The 21,925-nt window shown below is 42.4% G+C and carries 18 protein-coding genes and 2 tRNA genes; 15 read left to right on the top strand and 5 right to left on the bottom strand.

The window, feature by feature from the left end; translation table 11 throughout:
- The first annotated feature begins 28 nt into the window (after positions 1-28).
- Positions 29-889, top strand: coding sequence for a CBS domain-containing protein (locus tag HRU23_16415; protein ID NRA55723.1), 861 nt, complete (start codon positions 29-31; stop codon positions 887-889).
- Between the two features lie 107 nt (positions 890-996).
- Positions 997-2,565: an apolipoprotein N-acyltransferase gene (gene lnt, locus HRU23_16410; GenBank protein ID NRA55722.1), complete on the top strand. Its 1,569-nt coding sequence runs from the start codon at positions 997-999 to the stop codon at positions 2,563-2,565.
- Positions 2,566-2,598: 33 nt separating this feature from the next.
- Here lnt and HRU23_16405 read toward each other — a convergent pair whose 3' ends face one another.
- On the bottom strand, positions 2,599-3,102 hold the full coding sequence (locus HRU23_16405) for a hypothetical protein (protein ID NRA55721.1): 504 nt from the start codon (positions 3,100-3,102) through the stop codon (positions 2,599-2,601).
- A gap of 133 nt (positions 3,103-3,235) precedes the next feature.
- On the opposite strand from HRU23_16405, the gene leuS reads away from it, so the two are divergent.
- The 7 genes from leuS to HRU23_16370 all read left to right on the top strand — a co-directional run bounded on the left by leuS (position 3,236) and on the right by HRU23_16370 (position 9,077).
- Positions 3,236-5,824, top strand: coding sequence for a leucine--tRNA ligase (gene leuS / locus HRU23_16400; GenBank protein ID NRA55720.1), 2,589 nt, complete (start codon positions 3,236-3,238; stop codon positions 5,822-5,824).
- An 85-nt stretch (positions 5,825-5,909) separates the two neighbouring features.
- Complete coding sequence (locus HRU23_16395) at positions 5,910-6,404, top strand: hypothetical protein (protein NRA55719.1); 495 nt, start codon at positions 5,910-5,912, stop codon at positions 6,402-6,404.
- Between the two features lie 11 nt (positions 6,405-6,415).
- Complete coding sequence (gene holA, locus HRU23_16390) at positions 6,416-7,438, top strand: DNA polymerase III subunit delta (protein NRA55718.1); 1,023 nt, start codon at positions 6,416-6,418, stop codon at positions 7,436-7,438.
- A complete protein-coding gene (nadD, locus tag HRU23_16385; protein ID NRA55717.1) occupies positions 7,432-8,070 on the top strand; it encodes a nicotinate-nucleotide adenylyltransferase in 639 nt (212 codons plus the stop codon). The genes holA and nadD overlap by 7 nt, the downstream gene beginning before the upstream one ends.
- A gap of 165 nt (positions 8,071-8,235) precedes the next feature.
- Entirely contained in the window at positions 8,236-8,775 is a 540-nt protein-coding gene (locus tag HRU23_16380; protein NRA55716.1) for a DUF2058 domain-containing protein, read from the top strand.
- A 114-nt stretch (positions 8,776-8,889) separates the two neighbouring features.
- Positions 8,890-8,981, top strand: a tRNA-Ser gene (locus tag HRU23_16375).
- Between the two features lie 19 nt (positions 8,982-9,000).
- Positions 9,001-9,077, top strand: a tRNA-Arg gene (locus HRU23_16370).
- 268 nt (positions 9,078-9,345) lie between these two features.
- Here HRU23_16370 and HRU23_16365 read toward each other — a convergent pair.
- The gene (locus HRU23_16365) at positions 9,346-10,383 is read right to left on the bottom strand and encodes a GGDEF domain-containing protein (protein NRA55715.1); all 1,038 of its coding nucleotides are present in this window, start codon (positions 10,381-10,383) and stop codon (positions 9,346-9,348) included.
- Between the two features lie 337 nt (positions 10,384-10,720).
- On the opposite strand from HRU23_16365, the gene HRU23_16360 reads away from it, so the two are divergent.
- Both HRU23_16360 and HRU23_16355 read left to right on the top strand, forming a co-directional pair.
- A complete protein-coding gene (locus HRU23_16360) occupies positions 10,721-10,984 on the top strand; it encodes a DUF4212 domain-containing protein (protein ID NRA55714.1) in 264 nt (87 codons plus the stop codon).
- A 9-nt stretch (positions 10,985-10,993) separates the two neighbouring features.
- On the top strand, positions 10,994-12,697 hold the full coding sequence (locus tag HRU23_16355; protein ID NRA55713.1) for a cation acetate symporter: 1,704 nt from the start codon (positions 10,994-10,996) through the stop codon (positions 12,695-12,697).
- 174 nt (positions 12,698-12,871) lie between these two features.
- Here HRU23_16355 and HRU23_16350 read toward each other — a convergent pair whose 3' ends face one another.
- On the bottom strand, positions 12,872-13,264 hold the full coding sequence (locus HRU23_16350) for a helix-turn-helix domain-containing protein (GenBank protein NRA55712.1): 393 nt from the start codon (positions 13,262-13,264) through the stop codon (positions 12,872-12,874).
- A 118-nt stretch (positions 13,265-13,382) separates the two neighbouring features.
- On the opposite strand from HRU23_16350, the gene HRU23_16345 reads away from it, so the two are divergent.
- Both HRU23_16345 and HRU23_16340 read left to right on the top strand, forming a co-directional pair.
- Entirely contained in the window at positions 13,383-14,006 is a 624-nt protein-coding gene (locus tag HRU23_16345) for a cation transporter (GenBank protein NRA55711.1), read from the top strand.
- Positions 14,007-14,208: 202 nt separating this feature from the next.
- Positions 14,209-14,541 carry an SEC-C domain-containing protein gene (locus tag HRU23_16340; protein ID NRA55710.1) on the top strand — a complete coding sequence of 111 codons (333 nt, stop codon included), beginning with the start codon at positions 14,209-14,211 and terminating at the stop codon, positions 14,539-14,541.
- 99 nt (positions 14,542-14,640) lie between these two features.
- Here HRU23_16340 and relA read toward each other — a convergent pair whose 3' ends face one another.
- Both relA and rlmD read right to left on the bottom strand, forming a co-directional pair.
- Entirely contained in the window at positions 14,641-16,821 is a 2,181-nt protein-coding gene (relA, locus tag HRU23_16335; GenBank protein ID NRA55709.1) for a GTP diphosphokinase, read from the bottom strand.
- Between the two features lie 18 nt (positions 16,822-16,839).
- A complete protein-coding gene (rlmD, locus tag HRU23_16330; protein NRA55708.1) occupies positions 16,840-18,174 on the bottom strand; it encodes a 23S rRNA (uracil(1939)-C(5))-methyltransferase RlmD in 1,335 nt (444 codons plus the stop codon).
- 150 nt (positions 18,175-18,324) lie between these two features.
- On the opposite strand from rlmD, the gene barA reads away from it, so the two are divergent.
- Both barA and HRU23_16320 read left to right on the top strand, forming a co-directional pair.
- Complete coding sequence (barA, locus tag HRU23_16325) at positions 18,325-21,117, top strand: two-component sensor histidine kinase BarA (GenBank protein NRA55707.1); 2,793 nt, start codon at positions 18,325-18,327, stop codon at positions 21,115-21,117.
- Positions 21,110-21,691 carry a YjaG family protein gene (locus tag HRU23_16320; GenBank protein ID NRA55706.1) on the top strand — a complete coding sequence of 194 codons (582 nt, stop codon included), beginning with the start codon at positions 21,110-21,112 and terminating at the stop codon, positions 21,689-21,691. The genes barA and HRU23_16320 overlap by 8 nt, the downstream gene beginning before the upstream one ends.
- Positions 21,692-21,925: the final 234 nt, after the last annotated feature.

The following is a 21,925-nucleotide window of genomic DNA, read 5'->3' as shown; positions in this document are numbered from 1 at the left end:
TTTACCCCACTAGGAATACGATTTAAAAATGAGCGAAGATAAACCTCCAAGTAGTCAGTCAACTAATAAATCTTGGTTTGAACGGCTAACCCAAATATTTCAAGCCGAACCGCAAACCCAAGCTGAATTGGTTGAATTTATAGAAGACGCTGAAGGACGTGATCTAATCGATCAATATACCAAAGACATGATCCACGGAGTGTTAAATGTCTCAACCAAGCGAGTTAGGGATATAATGATCTCCCGCTCGAAAATGGTGGTATTAGAAAAAAACCAAACGATCAAGCAATCCATTAAAATTATTACCGAATCGGCGCACTCGCGCTTTCCGGTGATCAATGAAGATAAAGATAACGTCGAAGGGATTTTATTGGCTAAAGATTTAGTTCAATATGCTTTCAATCCCGACTGTCAAGATCAGCCATTAAGTGACATCGTTAGACCTTGTGTGATCATTCCCGAAAGTAAAAAGGTGGATGTGTTATTACGCGAGTTTCGTGAAGAACGGTATCATATGGCCGTGGTCGTTGATGAATACGGCGGCGTTTCAGGACTTATCACCATCGAAGATATCCTTGAAGAAATTGTCGGCGAGATTGAAGATGAATTCGCGCAAGAAGACGACGTGCCACAAGAGATCCGTAAAGTCAGCAGCAAGCTATATTCAATTCAGGCCCTGACTTCACTGGAAGACTTCAATCAATACTTTGAAACAAAATTCTCAGCCAATGACATTGATACCGTCGGTGGGTTAGTCACAACCGCGTTTGGTCATTTACCAAAACGTGGCGAAGAAACCTGCATTGAGGGCTATCAATTTAAAGTCATTAACGCTGACTCGCGCCGCTTGGTACAATTGCAAGTAAAAGTACCGCAGCCACAGGTTTAAGCGCCGCGACCATAGATTTAAGTGCCGCGGCAGCTGTAACAGACTAAGCCAGCTGGTAACGCGAAATTTATCACAAGGGAAGTAATCCGACGTTGAACCCTTTATCACTGCTTAAAAACGCCCTAACCGGGCGTTTTTTTATCTTGTTAGTTACCGCCTTTGTTTGCGGCGCCTTAACCCACTTAAGTTTTGCCCCATACGACTACCAATGGTTAGCCCCGCTATCTCTGGCAATATTTTATGCCAGCTTATCATTAAATGACAAACTGTCAGCCAAGTCGTGTTTTTGGCTAGGTTTGAGTTTTGGCAGTGGTTTGTTTAGTTTTGGTCTTCGCTGGGTTCATGTCTCAATCGATAGCTTTGGTGGCCTGCCTTTAATCGTATCACTGGGCTTAATGTTACTGCTATCTCTGTATTTAGCCTTTTTTAGCGCCCTGACCTGCTATTTGTTTTGCCGCCTAAAATCAACCAATGCGCTTAGTAATGCTTTTCTGTTTTCGAGTTTGTGGGTGTTATCTGAAGTCGCCCGCGGCACAGTACTAACCGGGTTCCCATGGTTATGGCTAGGTTACAGCCAAACTGAGGGGATCTTTAGTAATAATGCTGCAACCATTGGCGCCATCGGTTTAACCCTGCTTATTTGCCTCGTCGCAACGTTCACAGCCAGCTTAGTGATAAAGCGTAACTTAGCGGTCACTATCGGTTTGGTTGTAACGCTATTAATCGCAACCGGCCTTAATCAGATCTCGAATATTGATCAAAGTGAAGACAGCATTAGCGTAGCTTTGGTTCAAGGTAATATTGAGCAAAGCGCCAAATGGCAACAAGATCAAATGTGGCCAACTATTATCCGTTACATGGATTTAACCCGAGAAAGTTTTGCGGCCGATATTATTATATGGCCCGAAGCCGCGATGCCTGCCGTTGAAGATTGGGTCAGTGATTATCTCCATTTAATGGATAAAACGGCGAACTTTAATGACAGTGCGATTATTACTGGTTTAATTTCGCGCCAGTCACCAGACGGCGTAGCACTGTCGCAATCGAGTCAATATTATAATTCGTTAGTGACCTTAGGCAATGCTCACAAAAAGGTTCAGCCAAGCGGTGATTATCAGCCGCAACACAGTAACAGATACTATAAACAGCAGTTATTGCCAATCGGTGAGTTTGTGCCATTTGAAGCTTTACTGCGCCCTTTGGCACCATTATTTAATCTACCAATGTCGTCGTTTCATCGTGGTAGTAGTGCCCAACCAAACCTGCAAGCACTCGGTTACCAAATAGCGGCTGCTATTTGCTATGAAATTGCCTTCCCAGAATTGGTTCGAGCCAATATGACACCACAAACTGATTTTATTTTAACCGTCTCAAATGATGCTTGGTTTGGTCGCTCGATTGGACCGCATCAACACATGCAAATCGCCCAAATGCGCGCGATTGAATTGGGCCGCCCTGTGGTACGCGTTACCAACAACGGGATCACTGCAATTGTTAATACCCACGGCACCATCATTGCGCGATTACCCCAATTCGAACAAGGAATTTTACGCAGCGAGGTACCGCTAGTGAGCGGACAAACCTATTTTTACCGCTGGGGCCAGTGGCCAATCATCGCACTTTGCAGCTTGTTATTACTGGGCATAGGTTATCGGCGACTCACCATCGATAAATGATAAGCCGCTGCACTAGCGTATTAAGCCAGCCAATTACAATGGCTGGCGAATAAAGGTATCGTTATTGCAATCGGAACAGGTTGGCAGAATATCTGGGTGATAATAAAATAACTGATGCTGGCACTTTTTACACTCTAATCGGCCTAGCCCGACCATTTCGCCACTTTGGTAAATACCATGATGCTGCAAATCGTCGGCGACTCCCTGCCATTCAACCTGACTGTTATCACTGATTTGCCACAGCCATTGCCAGAGCGTTTCTTGCATCGCGAGCAGTTCTGGAGATTGCGAACTAGCCCCTGACTGATGAGACTTTGCAGCAACAAATGCCGTTAAATCATCACGTAATTGCTGCTCTATCTCATTGAGTTGTTGTTCGCTAATATCACTAGCATAACGATAAGCAACCATGCCCTGCGCAACAAAATCATTAATATCGTGTTGATCAGGTTGTTGTTGCCAACGCTGCTGTAATAGTTGCAGTAACTTGTGGTATCCCTCTTTAAATACAGCTGAATTATTATTGACTGTCACCATAAAGTACCCCTTGAACAATAAATATCATTAACTATAGCAACTAACTATTGTTGCATCATAGTCTCGTGATGTATTCTATGCAGATCAAAAAAGTATTCTTTTTCTAATTTTAAATAATTCCAGGTTTAATTGCATGCAAGAGCAGTATATCCCATCAAGTATAGAGCCCCAAGCACAAAAGTTTTGGGTAGATAATCAAACATTTAAAGCAACAGAGCGCGACGATAAAGAAAAGTTTTATTGTTTGTCGATGTTTCCTTACCCGAGCGGTCGCCTGCACATGGGTCACGTACGTAACTACACCATTGGTGATGTGATCGCGCGTTACCAGAGAATGCAGGGCAAAAACGTGCTGCAACCTATGGGTTGGGATGCTTTTGGTCTGCCTGCTGAAAATGCGGCAATCAACAATAAAACAGCCCCAGCTAAATGGACTTACGAAAACATCGATTACATGAACGATCAATTACGTCGTTTAGGTTTTGGTTATGACTGGGATCGTGAATTTGCGACCTGTAAGCCTGATTACTACCGCTGGGAACAATGGTTCTTTACTGAGCTTTTCAAGAAAGACATGGTTTATAAAAAGACTTCAGCCGTTAACTGGTGTCCTCATGATCAAACCGTGTTGGCGAACGAGCAAGTTATCGATGGCTGTTGTTGGCGCTGTGATACCGTGGTTGAGCGTAAAGAAATTCCACAGTGGTTCGTGCGAATTACCCGTTACGCGCAAGAATTATTAGACGATTTAGACGAGTTAGATCAGTGGCCTGAAAAAGTTAAAACGATGCAGCGCAACTGGATTGGTCGCTCTGAAGGGGTTGACTTAACGTTCGACTTAAAAGATCGCACTGATAACCTGTCTGTTTACACCACACGTCCAGATACGTTAATGGGCGTAACCTATGTTGGTATCGCTGCTCAGCACCCACTAGCGCTTGAAGCGGCAAAAACTAACCCTGCGATTGCAGATTTTGTGCAAGAGTGTAAAACGACTAAGGTCGCTGAAGCTGAACTTGCGACGATGGAAAAGAAAGGCATTGCGACCGGTTTCTTTGCTATTCATCCACTCACTGGCCGTGAAGTGCCAATCTGGATTGCTAACTTCGTATTAGCTGATTACGGTTCAGGCGCAGTGATGGCTGTACCGGGTCACGACCAACGTGACTTTGAATTCGCGACTAAGTATGCGCTTGATATTGAAGCGGTAATTTACCCAAGTGACAGCGACGAAAGCCAAGTTGACATCAGTAATGAAGCGTACACTGAAAAAGGTAAGTTATTTAACTCTGGCGAGTTTAATGGCCTAACTTCAGACGAAGCAGTTGATGCTATCGCCAGCGCGTTAGAAAAAATCAGTAAAGGCAACAAAACTGTAAACTACCGCTTACGTGACTGGGGCGTTTCGCGTCAACGTTACTGGGGCACGCCTATTCCAATGCTGCACCTTGAAAATGGCGAAGTTGTACCGGTACCTGAAGATCAACTACCTGTATTACTGCCTGAAGACGTTGTAATGGATGGCATTAACTCGCCAATTAAAGCCGATCTCGAGTGGGCAAAAACCACTTATCAAGGCCAGCCGGCATTACACGAAACGGATACCTTTGATACCTTTATGGAATCGAGCTGGTATTACGCCCGTTATACCTCGCCAGGCAATGACGCGATGTTAGATCCAGCTAAAGCCAACCATTGGCTACCTGTTGATCAATACATTGGCGGCATCGAACACGCAATTTTACATCTATTGTACGCCCGTTTCTTCCACAAATTGTTGCGTGATTCAGGTTTAGTTGACTCAAACGAACCGTTCAAACGTCTGCTAACCCAAGGCATGGTGTTATCTAATGCGTTCTACAAGATAGACGACAAAGGTACTAAAGCTTGGATCTTACTTGACGATGTCAAGACAGAAACAGACGACAAGGGCAAGATCCTGTCGGCAACCCAAATTTCAACCGGTGATAGCATCATGTTCGCGGGTATGAGCAAGATGTCTAAGTCTAAAAACAACGGCATTGATCCACAGGTAATGATTGATAAGTATGGCGCCGATACCGTGCGTTTATTTATCATGTTTGCCGCGCCTGCTGAGCAAACTTTAGAATGGGTCGACTCAGCTGTTGAAGGGGCACATCGCTTCCTAAACCGCGTGTGGCGCTTAGCCTTTAATCATACGGAGCAAGGTGCGACTCCAGCACTAGATACCGCGAAACTAACGGCTAAACAGCAAGATTTACGTCGTACCTTGCATAAAACCATTGCTAAAGTGTCTGATGATATAGGTCGTCGCCAAACCTTTAATACTGCGATTGCTGCGGTAATGGAATTGGTTAACAACCTGTATAAAGCAGATAATAAAGATGAGCAAGATCGCGCGATCATGGGTGAAGCACTTAACGCTATCGTTAAAATGCTTTCTCCTATTGTGCCGCACATCTGTTATCAGTTATGGCAAGAACTTGGCCACAGTGATAGCTTAGACTTCGCGCCATGGCCAATTGTTGACCAAGAGGCTTTAGTTGAACAATCTAAGTTAATTATCGTGCAAGTAAACGGTAAAGTTCGCGCCAAACTTACTGTTGCTGCAGACATTGCTAAAGATGAAGTGGAACAACTAGCACTAAGTAACGAATTGGTGCTGCGCTTTACGGCGGACAAAACCGTGCGTAAAGTCATTTATATCCCGGGCAAACTAGTTAATATCGTTGCTAATTAAGCGATTAAAATTTAACCAGTAAATCTAGGGCTAGCACGGTATTTACTACTGTGCTGGCCTTGTTATTTTTTGAGGTTACTAAGCAATGAAAATAAAGTTATCCCACCTAGTAGTTACATTACTCCTTAGCTTAATTATCCAAGGTTGTGGCTTTAAACTCCAAGGTAATTACCAATTACCCAACAATTTAAAACAATTGAAATTGCAAAGCAGTGATCAATACGGCGAATTAACTCGGTTAGTCACCACTAAATTACGTCGCTATCAAGTCGCATTAATCGATGATCCGTCTCTGCCAATCTTGAAATTATCATCAGATTCATTAACGAGTAGTACGCTTTCGTTATTTTCATCGGGTCAGGTTGCTGAATACGAGCTAACATATAGCGTCAACTATCAATTAATATTGCCACGACAACCACCACAGCAGTTTTCAATTCAGATGCGCCGAGATTATCTGGACGATCCACAATCAGCGCAAGCGAAAAGCCGTGAAATGGCACTCATTAAGACCGAAATGCGGGCTCAAGCCGCCGAACAAATCGTGCGCCAGCTCAGCCGTATCAAACAAGTAAACTAAAGTAATAAATCATGCAAATATACGCCAATCAATTGGCTAACCAACTAAAACAGTTGGTCCCATGTTATCTGGTCTTTGGCGATGAACCGCTCCAAAAAAAAGAAGCGCTCAGTGACATCCGTCAAGCCTGTGACAATGCTGGATTTAGCGAAAGGATCTGCTTAAGTCAACAACCCGGATTTAGCTGGAACGAGTTAACCCAGGCCGGTCAAAATCTATCGCTATTTAGCAGTCGTCAATTAATAGAATTAGAATTAACCACCATAAAACCCGGCCAAGATGGCAGTAAAGCCCTGATCTCTTTTATTGAGAATGCCAGCCCCGATACTATCTTGTTGATTCACGGCCCCAAAGCCGGACAAGATGTTCAAAAAGCTAAATGGTTTAAGCAATTAAGCCAAGCTGGACTGTTCGTCGTCATAAATCAACCGCAAGGTCAAGCATTTAATCACTGGGTTAACCGCAGATTAAGTCATCACCGGTTAAATTTAACCCCTGATGCCCAGGCTCAATTTAGCCGACTGTTCGAAGGTAATTTATTAGCAGCAGATCAAGAATTGGAAAAGCTGTCATTACAACTTGGCCAACAACAAATCGACCTTGCTACCCTAAAGCAACGCACCACTAATCAAGCACGCTATAGTCTGTTTGAGTTGCAAGACGCTTTACTTAACGGCAGCGCTAACAAAGCATTGGCGATTTTAAATCATCTGAAACAGCAAGCCGTCGAGCCACAACTTATTTTTTGGGCCTTTAATAAAGAGTTCGAACTGTTACAGCAATTACACCAGCAGCAACAACAAAAACAGTCGTTAGCTAAAATATATCAGCAAGCACGGATTTGGCAATCACGTCAAAATTTATACCAAAATGCACTGCAGCGACTATCAGCACAGCATTTGTTGAAAATAGCCCAATTATTAGCACAAATAGACCTTGAGATTAAGATTAATTTTAGCCTGCCTTGGCCGTTGTTAACCGAGCTAGTTTTAGTTTATTCTCAAGCCGATACTCGATTGCTGCAACGATGGTAACGCCAGCAGTCGGCATCATGGGTGGTACCTTCGATCCCATTCATTTTGGTCATTTACGCTCAGCACTAGACATTGCTCAAGATTTAAACTTGGCCAATGTCTATCTAATGCCAAATAGCGTGCCGCCCCACAAAAAACAGCCCAGTGCCAACAACGTTCAACGCCTGAAAATGTTGACGCTTGCCACCGCCGATTGTGCCAATATAGAGATAGATACCCGAGAGCTTAATACCGACGGCAAATCATATTCGGTCTTAGCATTGCAAGCACTGCGCCAAGAACTGCCCGATACGCCGCTGTGCTTTTTAATGGGCATGGATTCTTTACTGAGTTTGCCTAAATGGCATCGGTGGCAAGAGTTGCTCTCGTTATGCCATATTGTGGTGAGCCAACGACCAGGCTGGCAACTGCCGCAGACCGGCGAAATAGCCGAATTAGTCGCGAAACATCGCTGTCGCCATAGTGACCAACTTCAGCAACAACTTTGCGGCCGCATTATGATTCACGAAGCTTATCCCTTGGCTATTTCTTCAAGCCAAATAAAACAACTGATAGGGGCTAATAAAAGTCCGCAGTATTTATTGCCTCAGGATGTTATTAGCTACATCAACCAGCAACAATTATACCGCTAAGCCGATAATCGTTAGGTGATACACAGCGACTTAGCCATGCGGTAATAAACCCATTTTAACACTTGCCTGTTACTAGCCAATAACTCGCCTTGCACTTGGCTAGCACTTTCCCCTTGGCATTGGTATGATGCTGCGATAAATCCTCAATATGGACCACCAATACTCATGGCATCACTACAAGAACAATTACTCAAGGCTGGGCTTGCCAACAAGCAAAATGCCAAACAAATTCGCAGTGAAAAGCGTAAAAATAACAAAGCCGTTCGTAAAGGCCAAACTCAAGCATCAAGCGAGCTGCAAGAGTCGCTAGCGGCACAAAAACAACAACAAGCTGAATCTGACTTAGTCTTAAATAAAAGCATTAAAGCTGAGCTTGATAGAAAATCAGAGATTGCCAATGTGAAGCAGATGCTCGAACAGCTACAAATTACTGATTACCAGGGCGAGCTTTCTTTTAATTATGTCCAAGATTCAAAAGTTAAAACGCTCTACGTTAATGAAGTTAATCAAAACGCCTTAACCAAGGGTCGAATTGGTATTTGTCAGTTCGAGACTAAAATTTACATCATTGCTGCGCAAGCCGTGCAAAAGATTCAAAGCGTTGATAGCCAATATGTATTATTGCTTAATGACAACCAACCGGTCACTGTTGATGAAGAAGACCCATACGCTGACTTCCAAATCCCAGATGATTTAATGTGGTAAATACATAAAACTGGTGAATTATTGCATTTAAGCTCTTGTTTGCATGAATATTGTGCAAACAACCAGTTTTAGTGTTGACTTTTCACCATAAGACTTTAATATGCACTGCAAGACGGAGAGGTGGCCGAGTGGCCGAAGGCGCTCCCCTGCTAAGGGAGTATGGGCTTTAAATCCCATCGAGGGTTCGAATCCCTCCTTCTCCGCCATTTGTTTTTTATGATTAGTGCGCATGTAGCTCAGCTGGATAGAGTACCTGGCTACGAACCAGGCGGTCGGAGGTTCGACTCCTTCCATGCGCGCCAATTTTTCTACCCAATCCCCATGGCACTATCTGCTAATCATTTATTATTTCAATTGCTACGATATTTTAGAATTCCAACTAAGTATTCCAACCAAGCATTCAAATTAAGCATTCAAATTAAGCATTCAAATTAAGCATTCAAATTAAGCTTTCTGTAAATCAGCTAAAAATAAAATTACGTTCGCTATTATCTGTTGAGATCCTGAATTTCAAACTGGGCTATTACCGTTAATTTAATCGGTTATAACGACAACACCCCATGCTAAAAACTAATTTAATTGTGCCATAGAATCTGCGACTTCCACTCTGTTGCGACCATTAGATTTCGCTGAGTACAATGCCATGTCTGCTCGTTCTAATACCGTTGTTAATATATCGTTAGGACCCGCGAGTGCCACGCCAAAAGACGCCGTGATCGGTGGGATCTTTTCGTTAGTTTTGCCGTTAACTAAAGGGGCACTAGCAAGTTTACGCCTGATGACTTCAGCGAGTTTCTCTGCTTGTTTGACACTATACGATGGGCATAAAATGGTGAACTCTTCACCACCAAGACGAACTGGAATACAGGGCGATTTACATTCATTAAGTAATAATTTACCGACAAACTTTAAGACCTGATCACCCATATTGTGACCAAAGGTATCATTGAATTTTTTAAAGTGATCAATATCAATCATTATCAGTGCAATATCAATATCAGCACTTTTCATCGACAAATCTTGATACATTGAGCCAAGCACTCGTCGGTTAAACAGACCGGTTAAATGATCGGTTGTCGCCTCAAGTTTACTATTTTCAAGTTCAGATTTTAACGTCGCAATTTCTGATAACGCCAAATCAATCTGGCGTTGAAATTTATCATTGCTTTCACAAATTGCTTGGACAGAAGTTGCCAACTGCTTAATTACCGATGGTTCATCACTTGTCTCAAGTGATGAATTTAGCTCTAGTAGGTTCTTTTTTAATTCGTTTGAATGGGTCCCAGTATCGAGTGTGGTCGCTTCAATACTGTCAGATAATCCACTGGCCAAATTCATTAACGAATCTTGAAACCCTTCAACTTGATCCAGTTTGTCAGTGTCTGATAAGTGTGACAAAAACAATGCTTCACTCACCACCTGGGGACAGGTACCAAAACGTTCAATTGTACTGTCTAGCGCGGTGTTTAAATCTTTTGACACATTAGAAAAATAGCTATACCACAATGCATAATTAAGTGGGTTTGGTACGATTTTATGTTGCACCATTTTTGGTACTGCCAAACGTAAATATTTAGCAGCTAAGTTAGAATCATCTGAAAATTTCATGGTGCCTCTGAAAAATATTCAAAAATAAATAAATAAGAAAATAAAAATTAGTCACTACGCTTCTAATTTTAATTAAAACGTATTGTTCTAAAACGCTCAAGCTATTTATTGTTTTTTTACTAGACCATAGTCGAGTTTTTTGCTGATTAATTTTAGTTTTAACTGCTCACAGGCAAGGGCAATCTGGCTAAGCCTCTGCCGTAACAGGACTTTAGCATACTTTGTTAATTTTATAAGCCAAAAATCTATAGACTAAGGTCTGGATTTAACTCTACTACTGCACTGCTAGATTAGATTACGTAACTCCAAAATAACGAAAAAACAAAAGGAGCAGTATATGAGTTTCGAATCTAAAGAACAGGCAGATAAGTACTGGAAAGAGAACCTTCGCATGATGTTTAAGTTACTCGCGGTTTGGTTTGTGGTCTCTTATGGTTGTGGGATCCTTTTCATCGAAGAGTTAAACACTATTACATTTATGGGCTTTAAGTTGGGCTTTTGGTTTGCTCAACAAGGCGCGATGTATGTCTTTATTGCACTAATCTTCATCTACGTTAAAAAGATGAACGATTTAGACAAAAAATATAACGTAGAAGAATAGGAGTAAACCATGGACGTACAAACTTTAACCTATATTATTGTTGGATTTACCTTCGCCTTATACATTGGCATTGCTATTTGGGCGCGCGCTGGCACAACCAAAGAGTTCTATATTGCGGGTGGTGGGGTTCACCCGGTCATGAACGGCATGGCAACAGCAGCTGACTGGATGTCGGCGGCTTCATTTATTTCACTCGCTGGTATCGTATCATTTACCGGCTCTGACGGTTCCGTTTACTTGCTTGGTTGGACTGGTGGTTATGTCTTACTGGCGCTGTGTATGGTGCCTTACCTTCGTAAGTTCGGGAAGTTTACCGTACCTGACTTTATCGGCGATCGTTACTACTCAAATGCCGCGCGTACTGTTGCGGTATTCTGTGCTATTTTCATCTGCTTTACATACATTGCAGGTCAAATGCGTGGTGTCGGCGTAGTATTCTCACGTTTCTTAGAAGTTGAAATTGAGACCGGCGTCGTTATCGGCATGGCTGTAGTATTCTTTTATGCTGTATTAGGCGGTATGAAAGGCATTACTTATACTCAGGTCGCTCAATATTGTGTTTTAATCTTTGCCTTTATGGTACCAGCAATTTTCATCTCGGTGATGATGACAGGTCAAGCTATTCCTCAGCTTGGTTTTGGTAGCGAAATGGTTGATGGCTCAGGTTACTTGCTTGATAAGCTTGACGGCTTAACTAAAGAGCTTGGATTTGGCGCCTATACTGAGGGTAGAAAGAGCACCCTAGATGTATTTTGTATCACTGGCGCGCTAATGGTTGGTACTGCGGGTTTACCACATGTTATCGTCCGTTTCTTCACCGTACCTAAGGTTAAAGATTCTCGAATCTCAGCAGGCTGGGCACTAGTATTTATTGGTATCATGTATACCACTATTCCTGCGCTGGCTTCATTTGCCCGAGTTAACATGATTGAAACGATCAATGGTCCAGAAATGACGGGTACTGAGTATGCCAAAGCACCAAGCTGGATAAAGAACTGGGAAAGAACTGGCCTTATCGAGTTTAACGATAAGAATGGCGATGGCAAGATGTTCTACTCTGGCGATGAACGTAACGAAATGAAAATTGACCGTGACATCATCGTGTTAGCCAACCCTGAAATTGCTGATTTACCAGCATGGGTAATTGCATTAGTAGCGGCCGGTGGCCTAGCTGCTGCACTGTCTACATCTGCTGGCTTATTACTCGTTATCTCAACTTCGGTATCACACGATTTACTCAAGAAAAACTGGGCACCGGATATTTCAGATAAACAAGAATTAGGCTATGCCCGTATTGCCGCTGCTGTTGGTATTGTGATAGCCGGCTACTTTGGTATTAACCCACCAGGATTCGTCGCCGCCGTTGTTGCTTTTGCCTTTGGCCTAGCAGCTTCATCATTGTTCCCAGCTATCATCATGGGTATTTTCCACAAGAAAATGAACAAAGAAGGTGCGATCGCTGGTATGGTGCTTGGTTTAAGCTTTACCGCAGCATATATTATCTACTTTAAGTTTATTAACCCAGCGGCCAATAATGCTGACAACTGGTTCATGGGTATTTCACCTGAAGGTATCGGTACCATCGGCATGATAGTTAACTTTGTAACAGCTTTTGCTGTCGCTAAAGTAACGGCTGAAACCCCACAGGAGATTCAAGATATGGTTGAGTCAATCCGTTTCCCTAAAGGAGCAGGTGAAGCACTCGATCATTAAACAACTGTAACAATTTATTTAGCCAAGCGGTCGTTGACATATCAACGACCGCTTTTTTATGTCCGTATTTTATTGGTAATTTAAATAGCTAGCACCAATTGTAATGTTACAGATCTGGCTATAATACTAATTCCTTTAATTAAGTGTTCACCAGCACGTGGCATTACCAAGTCATTAGAAATCATTTAAGGCTTCTAAAACCTTGCACTGATACGATGTGTTTTTGTTACAGCAATTGGTCACTTGCGCAAGTTCACGTTCTAATGCTTGTAACTGACGTATTTTTTTCTGAATATCTAACAGGTGACTGGTCGCTATTGCGTGAGCGTCATGGGGAGAGTGTTTAGTACAACCTTGTAAGTGGATCAGTTGACTAATTTCCTCTAAATTAAAACCAAGCGCCCTGCTATGGCGAATGAACTGCAGCCGACTCAGGTGCTCGCCATTATAGCGGCGTTGATTGCCTAACGTTCGAGCAGGCTGGCTTAACAAGCCAATTTGCTCGTAATAACGAATTGTTGGTACCTTGCAATTTGTCAATTTAGCTAACTGACCTATCGAATACACCGCCATAAATTAATCTCCAGTAATAACCAAATAACAGTTGAACCTCTAGTAACTAGAGGTTTTATCATAAACTCAAATAATATTGATTGCCAATTGGCATTTTAATCAGGAGAGAGTTATGGCAGCTTGCTGTGGGCACGAGAAAAATTTTGATGGCATGAGTTCAGCCTACAAACGTATTTTATGGTGGGTCATAGCCATTAATGCGATCATGTTTTTGGTTGAAATTTCGGCCGGGATCGGCGCCCAATCACAGGCATTAAAAGCCGATGCATTAGACTTTTTAGCCGACAGCTTAACGTATGGCTTAAGCTTATGGGTCATCGGTAAATCGCTCACTATCCGCAGCAATGCTGCCATGGCCAAAGGCATCAGCTTACTTGTGATGGCGCTCTGGGTCAGTGGTTCAACGGTTTATCATATCTTTTATACTAACTCCCCCAATGCGCTAACTATGGGCACTGTCGCCATCGCCGCTTGCCTAGCTAACTTGCTTAGTGTCTTTTTATTGCGAAAATATAAAGATGGCGATGCCAATGTTCGTTCAGTATGGCTGTGCAGCCGTAATGATGCCATTGGCAATTTAATTGTGTTGGCTGCAGCTTCTGGGGTTTGGGTAACCGGTTCCGCTTGGTCTGATTTGGCCGTAGCATTTGTTCTTGCCGCCCTGTTTTTGAGCTCTGCGTGGCAAATTCTTAATCAGGCAATGCGCGAACGAAAACATGATGCATTAAGCCATTAGTCTTGTCAGAGCGACCGATATCGGGTGGCATAGTGCATAATTGGACAATTTTGTTGCTTGGCGTGGCAATGTCTATAAATGTCCCTCGAATATCAGATTAAATCGTGTGATAATGCGCGATTTGTCGTACCTTGCCAAAATCGTTGAACATTTATTATTTAACAAGTCGTGTGGGTATCGCTTTACTGAACGAGGAAACAACATGCATAACTTGTATTATAAAGGACGGATCGAAATTAGAGAGAATCACGTCAAGTCTGGTTATAACACCAAACGTGATATCAAACTTGGTACAGAAGAGTCGCCATTAACGTTGGTCGTCGCTAGCGAGCAACGCCAAACTGAAGTTGAAGCCCGACTTACTGAGAATAACTTAGTGGCTAATATCACGATTGATGCCGACAGCCCAGAAAATATCATTGAATTAGACGCGCTATTAAACAAACCTCAAACCACCCGCTTTGAGAAAACACCCCAGCGTAATGATCCATGTAGCTGTGGCAGCGGCAAAAAATATAAAAAGTGCTGTAGTTAACTTAACGAACAACCAATCTAGCAACAGCCTTAAATGAGATTGTTGTTTAGTTTAAATCAAACTAAACAACAATCTAATGTCTGTGCCTACCACGCTAAATTAACGTCGTTTAACCTCAAAGACTTCATCAACACTGGTCAACTTAGTGATGGTTCGGCTTAATATCTCTTGCCCAGCCACCTCAAGCGTTAACTCAATAGTTGCGACCTGAGTTTGCTGATTAGTATGAGTGTTCATGCCTAACAAACTGACTTTTTCATTGGCAATGACTGCGGTAATATCTCGGACTAAGCCATTACGATCATTGGCAAAGATTATCACGTCCAGTGAATAACCCGCCGTTGACTGCCCGCCCCAATTCACCTCAACACTGCGCTCAGGATGACGATGCAATAATTCTTTTAATTGCTCACAATCACTGCGGTGCACCGAAATTCCTTTACCCTGAGAAATAAAACCGTCAATTAAATCCCCTGGGATTGGTTGGCAGCATTTAGCAATATGGGTCAATAAATTACCGACGCCTTCAACCACAACTTCACTTCGATTAGCCGTTTGAGTCGTTGCTTTTTTGAACTGCAAGGGCTCTGGCGCCGGTGCTGGCTGTAATTGTTGTTGCAAGTAGTTAATCAATTGATTAATTTTGATATCACCACAACCAACGGCCGCCACTAAATCATCAAGCTGACTGACATTGTATTTCTTAAGCGCCCGTTGGCAATCACTCAACTTTAAATTTACTCGCGCTAATTCAACGTCTAATAATTCGACGCCTGCTGCATGATTTTTTTCCTTGTCTTGCAACTTAAAAAAGTGCTGAATTTTCGCCCGTGAACGCGCCGAAAAAACATAAGCCAAGCGAGGGTTTAACCAATCTCGTTTCGGGTTAGGCTCTTTGCTGGTTAAAATTTCAACCTGCTCACCCGTTTCTAGCTTGTAAGTAAAGGGAACAATGCGGCCATTGATTTTGGCCCCAATGCAACGATGCCCCACCTGAGAATGGATATAATAGGCAAAATCTAATGGGGTACTGCCATTGGGTAAATCAATTACTTCACCGCTTGGGGTATAAACATAAATTCGGTCGTCAAACACTTGAGAGCGAATATCATCGGCCAAGTTACTGTTGTCTTTAACGTCATCTTGCCACGCCAAAATTTTACGCAACCATTCAATTTTGCCATCAAAACTGCTGGCCTTAGTCGCCCCTACCCCTTCTTTATAACGCCAGTGCGCAGCAACCCCCATCTCGGCATCATTGTGCATTTTCTCGGTACGGATTTGAATTTCGACGGTGCGCCCTTCCGGCCCAACCACAATAGTATGGATTGATTGGTAACCATTGCTCTTAGGGTTAGCCACGTAATCGTCGAATTCACTCGGCACGTGATGCCATAGAGTATGAATAGTGCCTAACGCCGAGTAACAATCATGGAGCTTATCAACCACCACGCGAATCGCCCGCACGTCAAACAACTCATCAAAAGCGAGTCCTTTTTTATCCATCTTTTTCCAGATTGAATAAATATGCTTTGGTCGACCGTAAACTTGCGCCTTAATCGATAATCCGTCTAATTCATTGGACAAATTACTGACAAAGCTCGCGATGTAAGATTCTCTTTCAAGGCGTTTTTGATCAAGTAAACTGGCAACTTTTTTATAGATTTTAGGGTGAAGATAGCGGAAAGAAATATCTTCAAGTTCCCACTTTAGCTGGCCAATGCCGAGCCGATTAGCAAGGGGGGCATAAACATCCGAAATTTCCCGCGCGGCTAATACCCGCACTTCTTCGTCGGCGTTTTTAATATCACGTAAATACGCGACGCGTTCGGCAAGCTTTATCACCACCGCCCGGACGTCGGCGACCATCGCCATTAACATCCGGCGCAGGTTATCGACTTGAACGCCTGATAAATTTCGGCCTTTGCCATGCAGTGTTTTAATCGCAGCCATTTCATAAACATTGGTCACCAACACCTTAACTCGATTATTGGTTAAATTTACGATTTGCTCGTCATCAAGTAGCTTTTGTTCGTGCCAAGGATATAGTAATGACGCCTGTAATGCGTCCAAATCCATGTGCATGGATTGCAAAATTTCGGCCATTTCACGCGATTTATCTAACACTTGTTTCAGCTCTGATGACTCACCAGCCAGCTGAAACAATTTTAAATAAAGCGTCTTAAAAAGCTCAACTTGATTTTTTTCAAGCCCAAATTTTGTTACCCAAACCTCAAGATCAAATACCCCGGCTAGGTGGCCTTCACGAATTGCAACCATTACTATTCCTTGCTATGTCTACTTAACTTTTCGAAACAACGCCATTGATTCTAAATGAGTTGTCTGCGGAAACATATCCATAACACAGATTTTCTCCAATATATATCCATGCTTGATGATGATCAAGCTATCACGTTCTAGTGACGAAGGCTCACAAGAAACATAAACGATAATTTCAGGTTTTAGCTTAGATAATTGCTCAACAATCGCCATCGCACCATCACGCGCCGGATCAAGTAAGATTTTATCAACCTGTTCACCCAATTTTCTGCTGTACCATGCCTGCTCAGCCAGTGGTTCAGACAGGTCACTATGATGAAAAGTGACATTATCTAAGTTAGCAGCCTCGGCATTAACTTTAGCCTGCTCAACCATCGCATTAACACCCTCGACACCAACCACCATTTGCGCTTTGGCCGCAATGCTTAAGCTGAAATTTCCAACCCCGCAAAACAAATCTAACACTTTATCGGTTGGCTTAAGCGCTAACCAATCAACAGCCTGTGCCACCATCTGTTGGTTAACACTGGCATTAACTTGAATAAAGTCTGCCGCATTAAACGCAATGGTATCACCCGCCATCTTATAAGATAACGACTGAGGCACCGCGCCATCAAGGTTGGTTATTTGATTGTCATTATCGGCAATTAAAAACGTCAGTTGGTGGGCTTTGGAAAAATCGGCTAACAACTGCTGATCAGCGAGCTTCAACGTGGTTAATAATCGAATCACCACATAATTACCACTGTCTACTGCAAGAAATTCTAAATGGCCAATTTGATCGGTAATACTTAAAGATTGTACTAACGTCTCTAACGGCTGAAATAACTGGTCAAAAGGCGCAGTTAACACCAAGCACTGCTTAATCTTAATTAAATCGTTACTGCCCTGACGTCTAAAGCCCAACGTTAGCTGACCGCGGACCACATGAACCCCAACTCGTGCGCGGCGGCGATAGTGCCACGCAGGTGACTCAATGGCTGGCGACCATAACGCTTGCGGTGCCACATGTCGCATTCGGTTCTCTAACCCTTGCTGTTTTAGTTTAACCTGATAGCTATCATCGACATATTGAGTCTGGCAACCACCGCACAGTGAAAAATGCTCACAGCTAGGCTCAATACGTTGAGCGGCAGGTTCAAGTACTTCAATCAGCTGTCCGGTGGCATATTTTTTTTGATCACGGGTTATTTGCATCGTGATTTTTTCGCCGGGTAAGGCGCCTGCGACAAAAACAACTTTATTGTCGATATAACCCAAACCCTGAAATTTCTGATCGAGCTTGTCAATCATCAGAGTTTGCTGTTTACCGGTTTTCTTAATTTTTTTCTTTGCTATGTAAAAATTTGCCATATTATTGATACTGCTTAATTAGTTAACATCATTATTCATTACAAACTTTGGTCTATTTGCTATGATATGGATATAGAAACTCAAGCCGATTGAGTCATAAAGTCGACAACGCGGCACGGATTTACTCTAGATAAGGTTATTTTCCCACAAATGAACAGTTCAGCCAATTATAGTCTTCGTTCCTGGGTCTTAATTTTAACATTAGCCCCGAGTATTTTAGTCAGCCTGATGCTCGGCGGCTTTTTTACCTTCAGTTTATTTAACGATCTGGAAACGACGTTAGAGCAACAAGGGGTCAATATCATTCGGCCCCTTGTCATTACGGCTGCGCAAAATCTGAAAAATGACAAACGTGAAGAGTTAAAAGACTTAGTTGATACCATGCACCGAAGTCACTCACCCTTGATTAATTCAATCGCGGTATTTAATGAATATAATCAGCTTTATGTCACCAGTAACTATCATCGAATTATGGCAGGAAAAAGTCTTGGCGTCAGTAAATTACCCACTAAACTGACCATTACCTCAACCGATGATTATGTCGAAATCATTAGCCCAATCACGCTTGAAATCACCAACTCATATGGTAACTTAACCCAAGAAATAACCGTCGGTTACATGATGTTGCAACTTAATAGCCATAATACGCTATTGCAACAACATCGCGTTGCGGTCACTACCTTCATTATTATTTTGTTGGGTATACAGCTTAATTTATTTTTCTCCTTTCGGTTGGTCAACAACGTTACCCGCCCTATTTCAGAAATGGTGCGCGCGGTCGCAAAAATTCGAGAAGGCAAGCTCGATACTCGGTTACAAGGCAGTTTGATTGGCGAGTTAGAAATATTAAAGCGCGGTATTAATGCGATGGCCAGTTCGCTAAAAGAATATCAAGATCAAATGCAACTGAACATTGATACCGCCACCAGTGATTTGCGCGAAACAATGGAGCAAATCGAAATTAAAAATATCGAACTCGATATTGCAAAAAAGAAAGCCTATGAGGCCAATCGCGTTAAATCTGAATTTTTGGCTAACATGTCCCATGAACTGCGGACCCCGCTTAATGGCGTGATCGGCCTCACTCAACAGTTATTAAAAACTCGATTACAGCCCAATCAGATCGATTACTTGCAAACCATCGAAAAATCAGCGCAAGGTTTATTTAATATAATTAAAGATATTCTTGATTTTTCGAAGCTAGAAGCCGGTAAATTTCGACTCGACAGTGTGAGCTTTAACTTGCGTGATGCGGTCGATGATGTGGTCGATATTCTTGCCACCACGGCCCATGAAAAAAATATTGATCTTATCGTTGAGATCAAACCCGACACCATCGACAATTTACTGGGTGATCAACAACGCTTTCAACAAATTTTAACCAATTTAATTGGTAACGCGATTAAATTCACCAAAAAAGGCAAGGTCAGATTAAACGTTAGCGCCAAGCAATTAGCCGGTCATAATTACCAATTGTTTTTTGATGTCATTGACACCGGCATTGGCATTCATCGTGAACAGTTACCGAAATTATTTAATGCCTTTGCCCAAGCAGACAGCAGCATTAGCCGTAACTACGGTGGCAGTGGTTTAGGCTTAGTCATCACCAAACGCTTAATCGAAGAAATGCAGGGTGAAATTTCTTGCGCGAGCGAGCCCGGCATCGGGTCCCAGTTTTCATTTCATATCTCGTTAGAACAAAGTAATTCAAAAACAGCGTTTTATGTTGATGCCACCATCACTAAAAAAGTCCAGTTGTTTTTTGCTGAGCCAGAACAAAGTGAAATTATTAAAAATCAATTGGAACATTGGAAGATTGATGTTGATAGTTTCGATGATTTAGGCGCTTGGCAAGCCGCCTCACACTCAGTTGAGTACGATTGTTCTATTATCAGTTGCCCAGGCCCTTACCAAGATTTAGCCCCGCTAAGGGCGATTGTTGAATCAACCAAGTCAACCAGCCAAGTCATTGTGTTAATTGATAGTAATGATTTGATCCTCCATCAAAATATTATTGCGCTTGGTGCCGACGAATGTCATATCAGCCCGATGAGCTGTAAGCGACTTTATCACAGCATTGAACAGCTTTATGCCATTACGGTCCCGGTGGTTTACACCCAACAGCCGACCAAAATTATTTATCCTAACCAGCGAGCGTTAGTGGTTGACGATAACGAAGCCAACCTTAAGCTCATCAGCACGATGCTCGCGGATAAAGTTGGCAATATCGTGCAAGCTGTTGACGGTGAGGAAGCCGTTGAAGCTTGTCGCCATACCAAATTTGATATTATTTTCATGGACATTCAAATGCCAGTGCTTGATGGTCTGCAAGCGACCGCGATAATCCGCAAGCACGGCATAAATCAGCTGGTCCCTATTATTGCGACCACCGCTCACGCGTTAGACGAAGAGAAACAAGCTTGGTCGAATAAAGGGATGGATGACTTTTTAACCAAACCGTTGCGCGAAGATACTCTAATGAAGTTATTAGAACGCTGGATCAAGTCCAATCAACCAAGCCGCCAATACCACAGTCAGATTTTCGGCGCAGGTAATATCAACCAGCTAGCTCATAACGACAATGAACACATCAATTGGCAAGAGTCGTTAGAACAAGCGATGGGCAAAGAAGATTTAGCGCGAGATATGCTGCAAATGCTGATCGACAGTATCCCGCAAAATATCGTCAACATTGAAGAGGCTATGCGAACGCTCGAAGTCGATAATTTATTAAAAATTATTCATAAACTACATGGCGCATGCTGCTACACTGGCGTTCCACAATTAAAAACTCTTGCTCACTCGATTGAAACCGCATTAAAAAGGCATACTGACATCGGTAACATTGAGCCAGAGTTGTTAGAAATATTAGATGAATTACAGCTAGTTGCCACTGTTGGCACTAACTTACTCAATCAAACAAGTGACAGTATTAATGACTAAACAACCAGGTTTTTTTACCAGAATTAAACAATTAAGTTTCGAGCAAAAGATGACTTTTGCTACTGTGCTGACCGAACGGATGCTGCCAAACTATCAATTATTTAGTCAAGCGACTGAATTTGGCGAGCCCAAAGTACTTAATGTCATTGTTGATATCATTTGGCAAAAAATAGCCAAACAACGGGTAAAGTTTAACATTGAAGTACAGTTAGAAAAGTTGGCTGAACAAATTCCTGAGCAGCGTGACTTTGATTGTTTTGGGGTGATCCCTGCCATTGATACAGCGATGGCTGTTAATACCTTATTAGTGGCACTTGAGCAGCAAATAGATGATGATTTAATTAATATTAGTAAACTATCAAGTTCGACTGTCGCCAGTTATATTACCGCCGTTGAAGGTGACTTAACCGATGAAGATACTTTTGATCATGAAATGATGGTCGAAGAAAAAGCGTTACAGCAATATTTACTTGAAAGAATCGAACAGCAAGGTAATGCTACCACGCCGTTTCTTAAAGAATTAAGAAAAGAGTTTAACGACTTTGGCGTTAGCAATATTGGGATAGAGCGTTAATAAAATAACGTTGCAACGTTGATTCAATTTTGATTTCGTCAAGCATTAACCGCTTGACGAAATCAATGTCTCAATCCACCAAGTCATAATTATCCTCGTTCCATTCTCACCAGCATTCACCATCGACCTCGCGCTTAATTAGCCCCAAATAATCGACAAAAATTATCTTTATCTCAATATTGTGACAACAGCAGTGCGAATGCCTTATAATTTGTGCCAGCTTTTATTAATAAG

This window comes from Gammaproteobacteria bacterium (assembly GCA_013214945.1).
In the GTDB taxonomy this organism is placed as follows: Bacteria; Pseudomonadota; Gammaproteobacteria; order Enterobacterales; family Psychrobiaceae; genus Psychrobium.
Note: the sequence above shows the minus strand (reverse complement) of the source record. Positions and strands in the feature narration are given on the sequence as shown.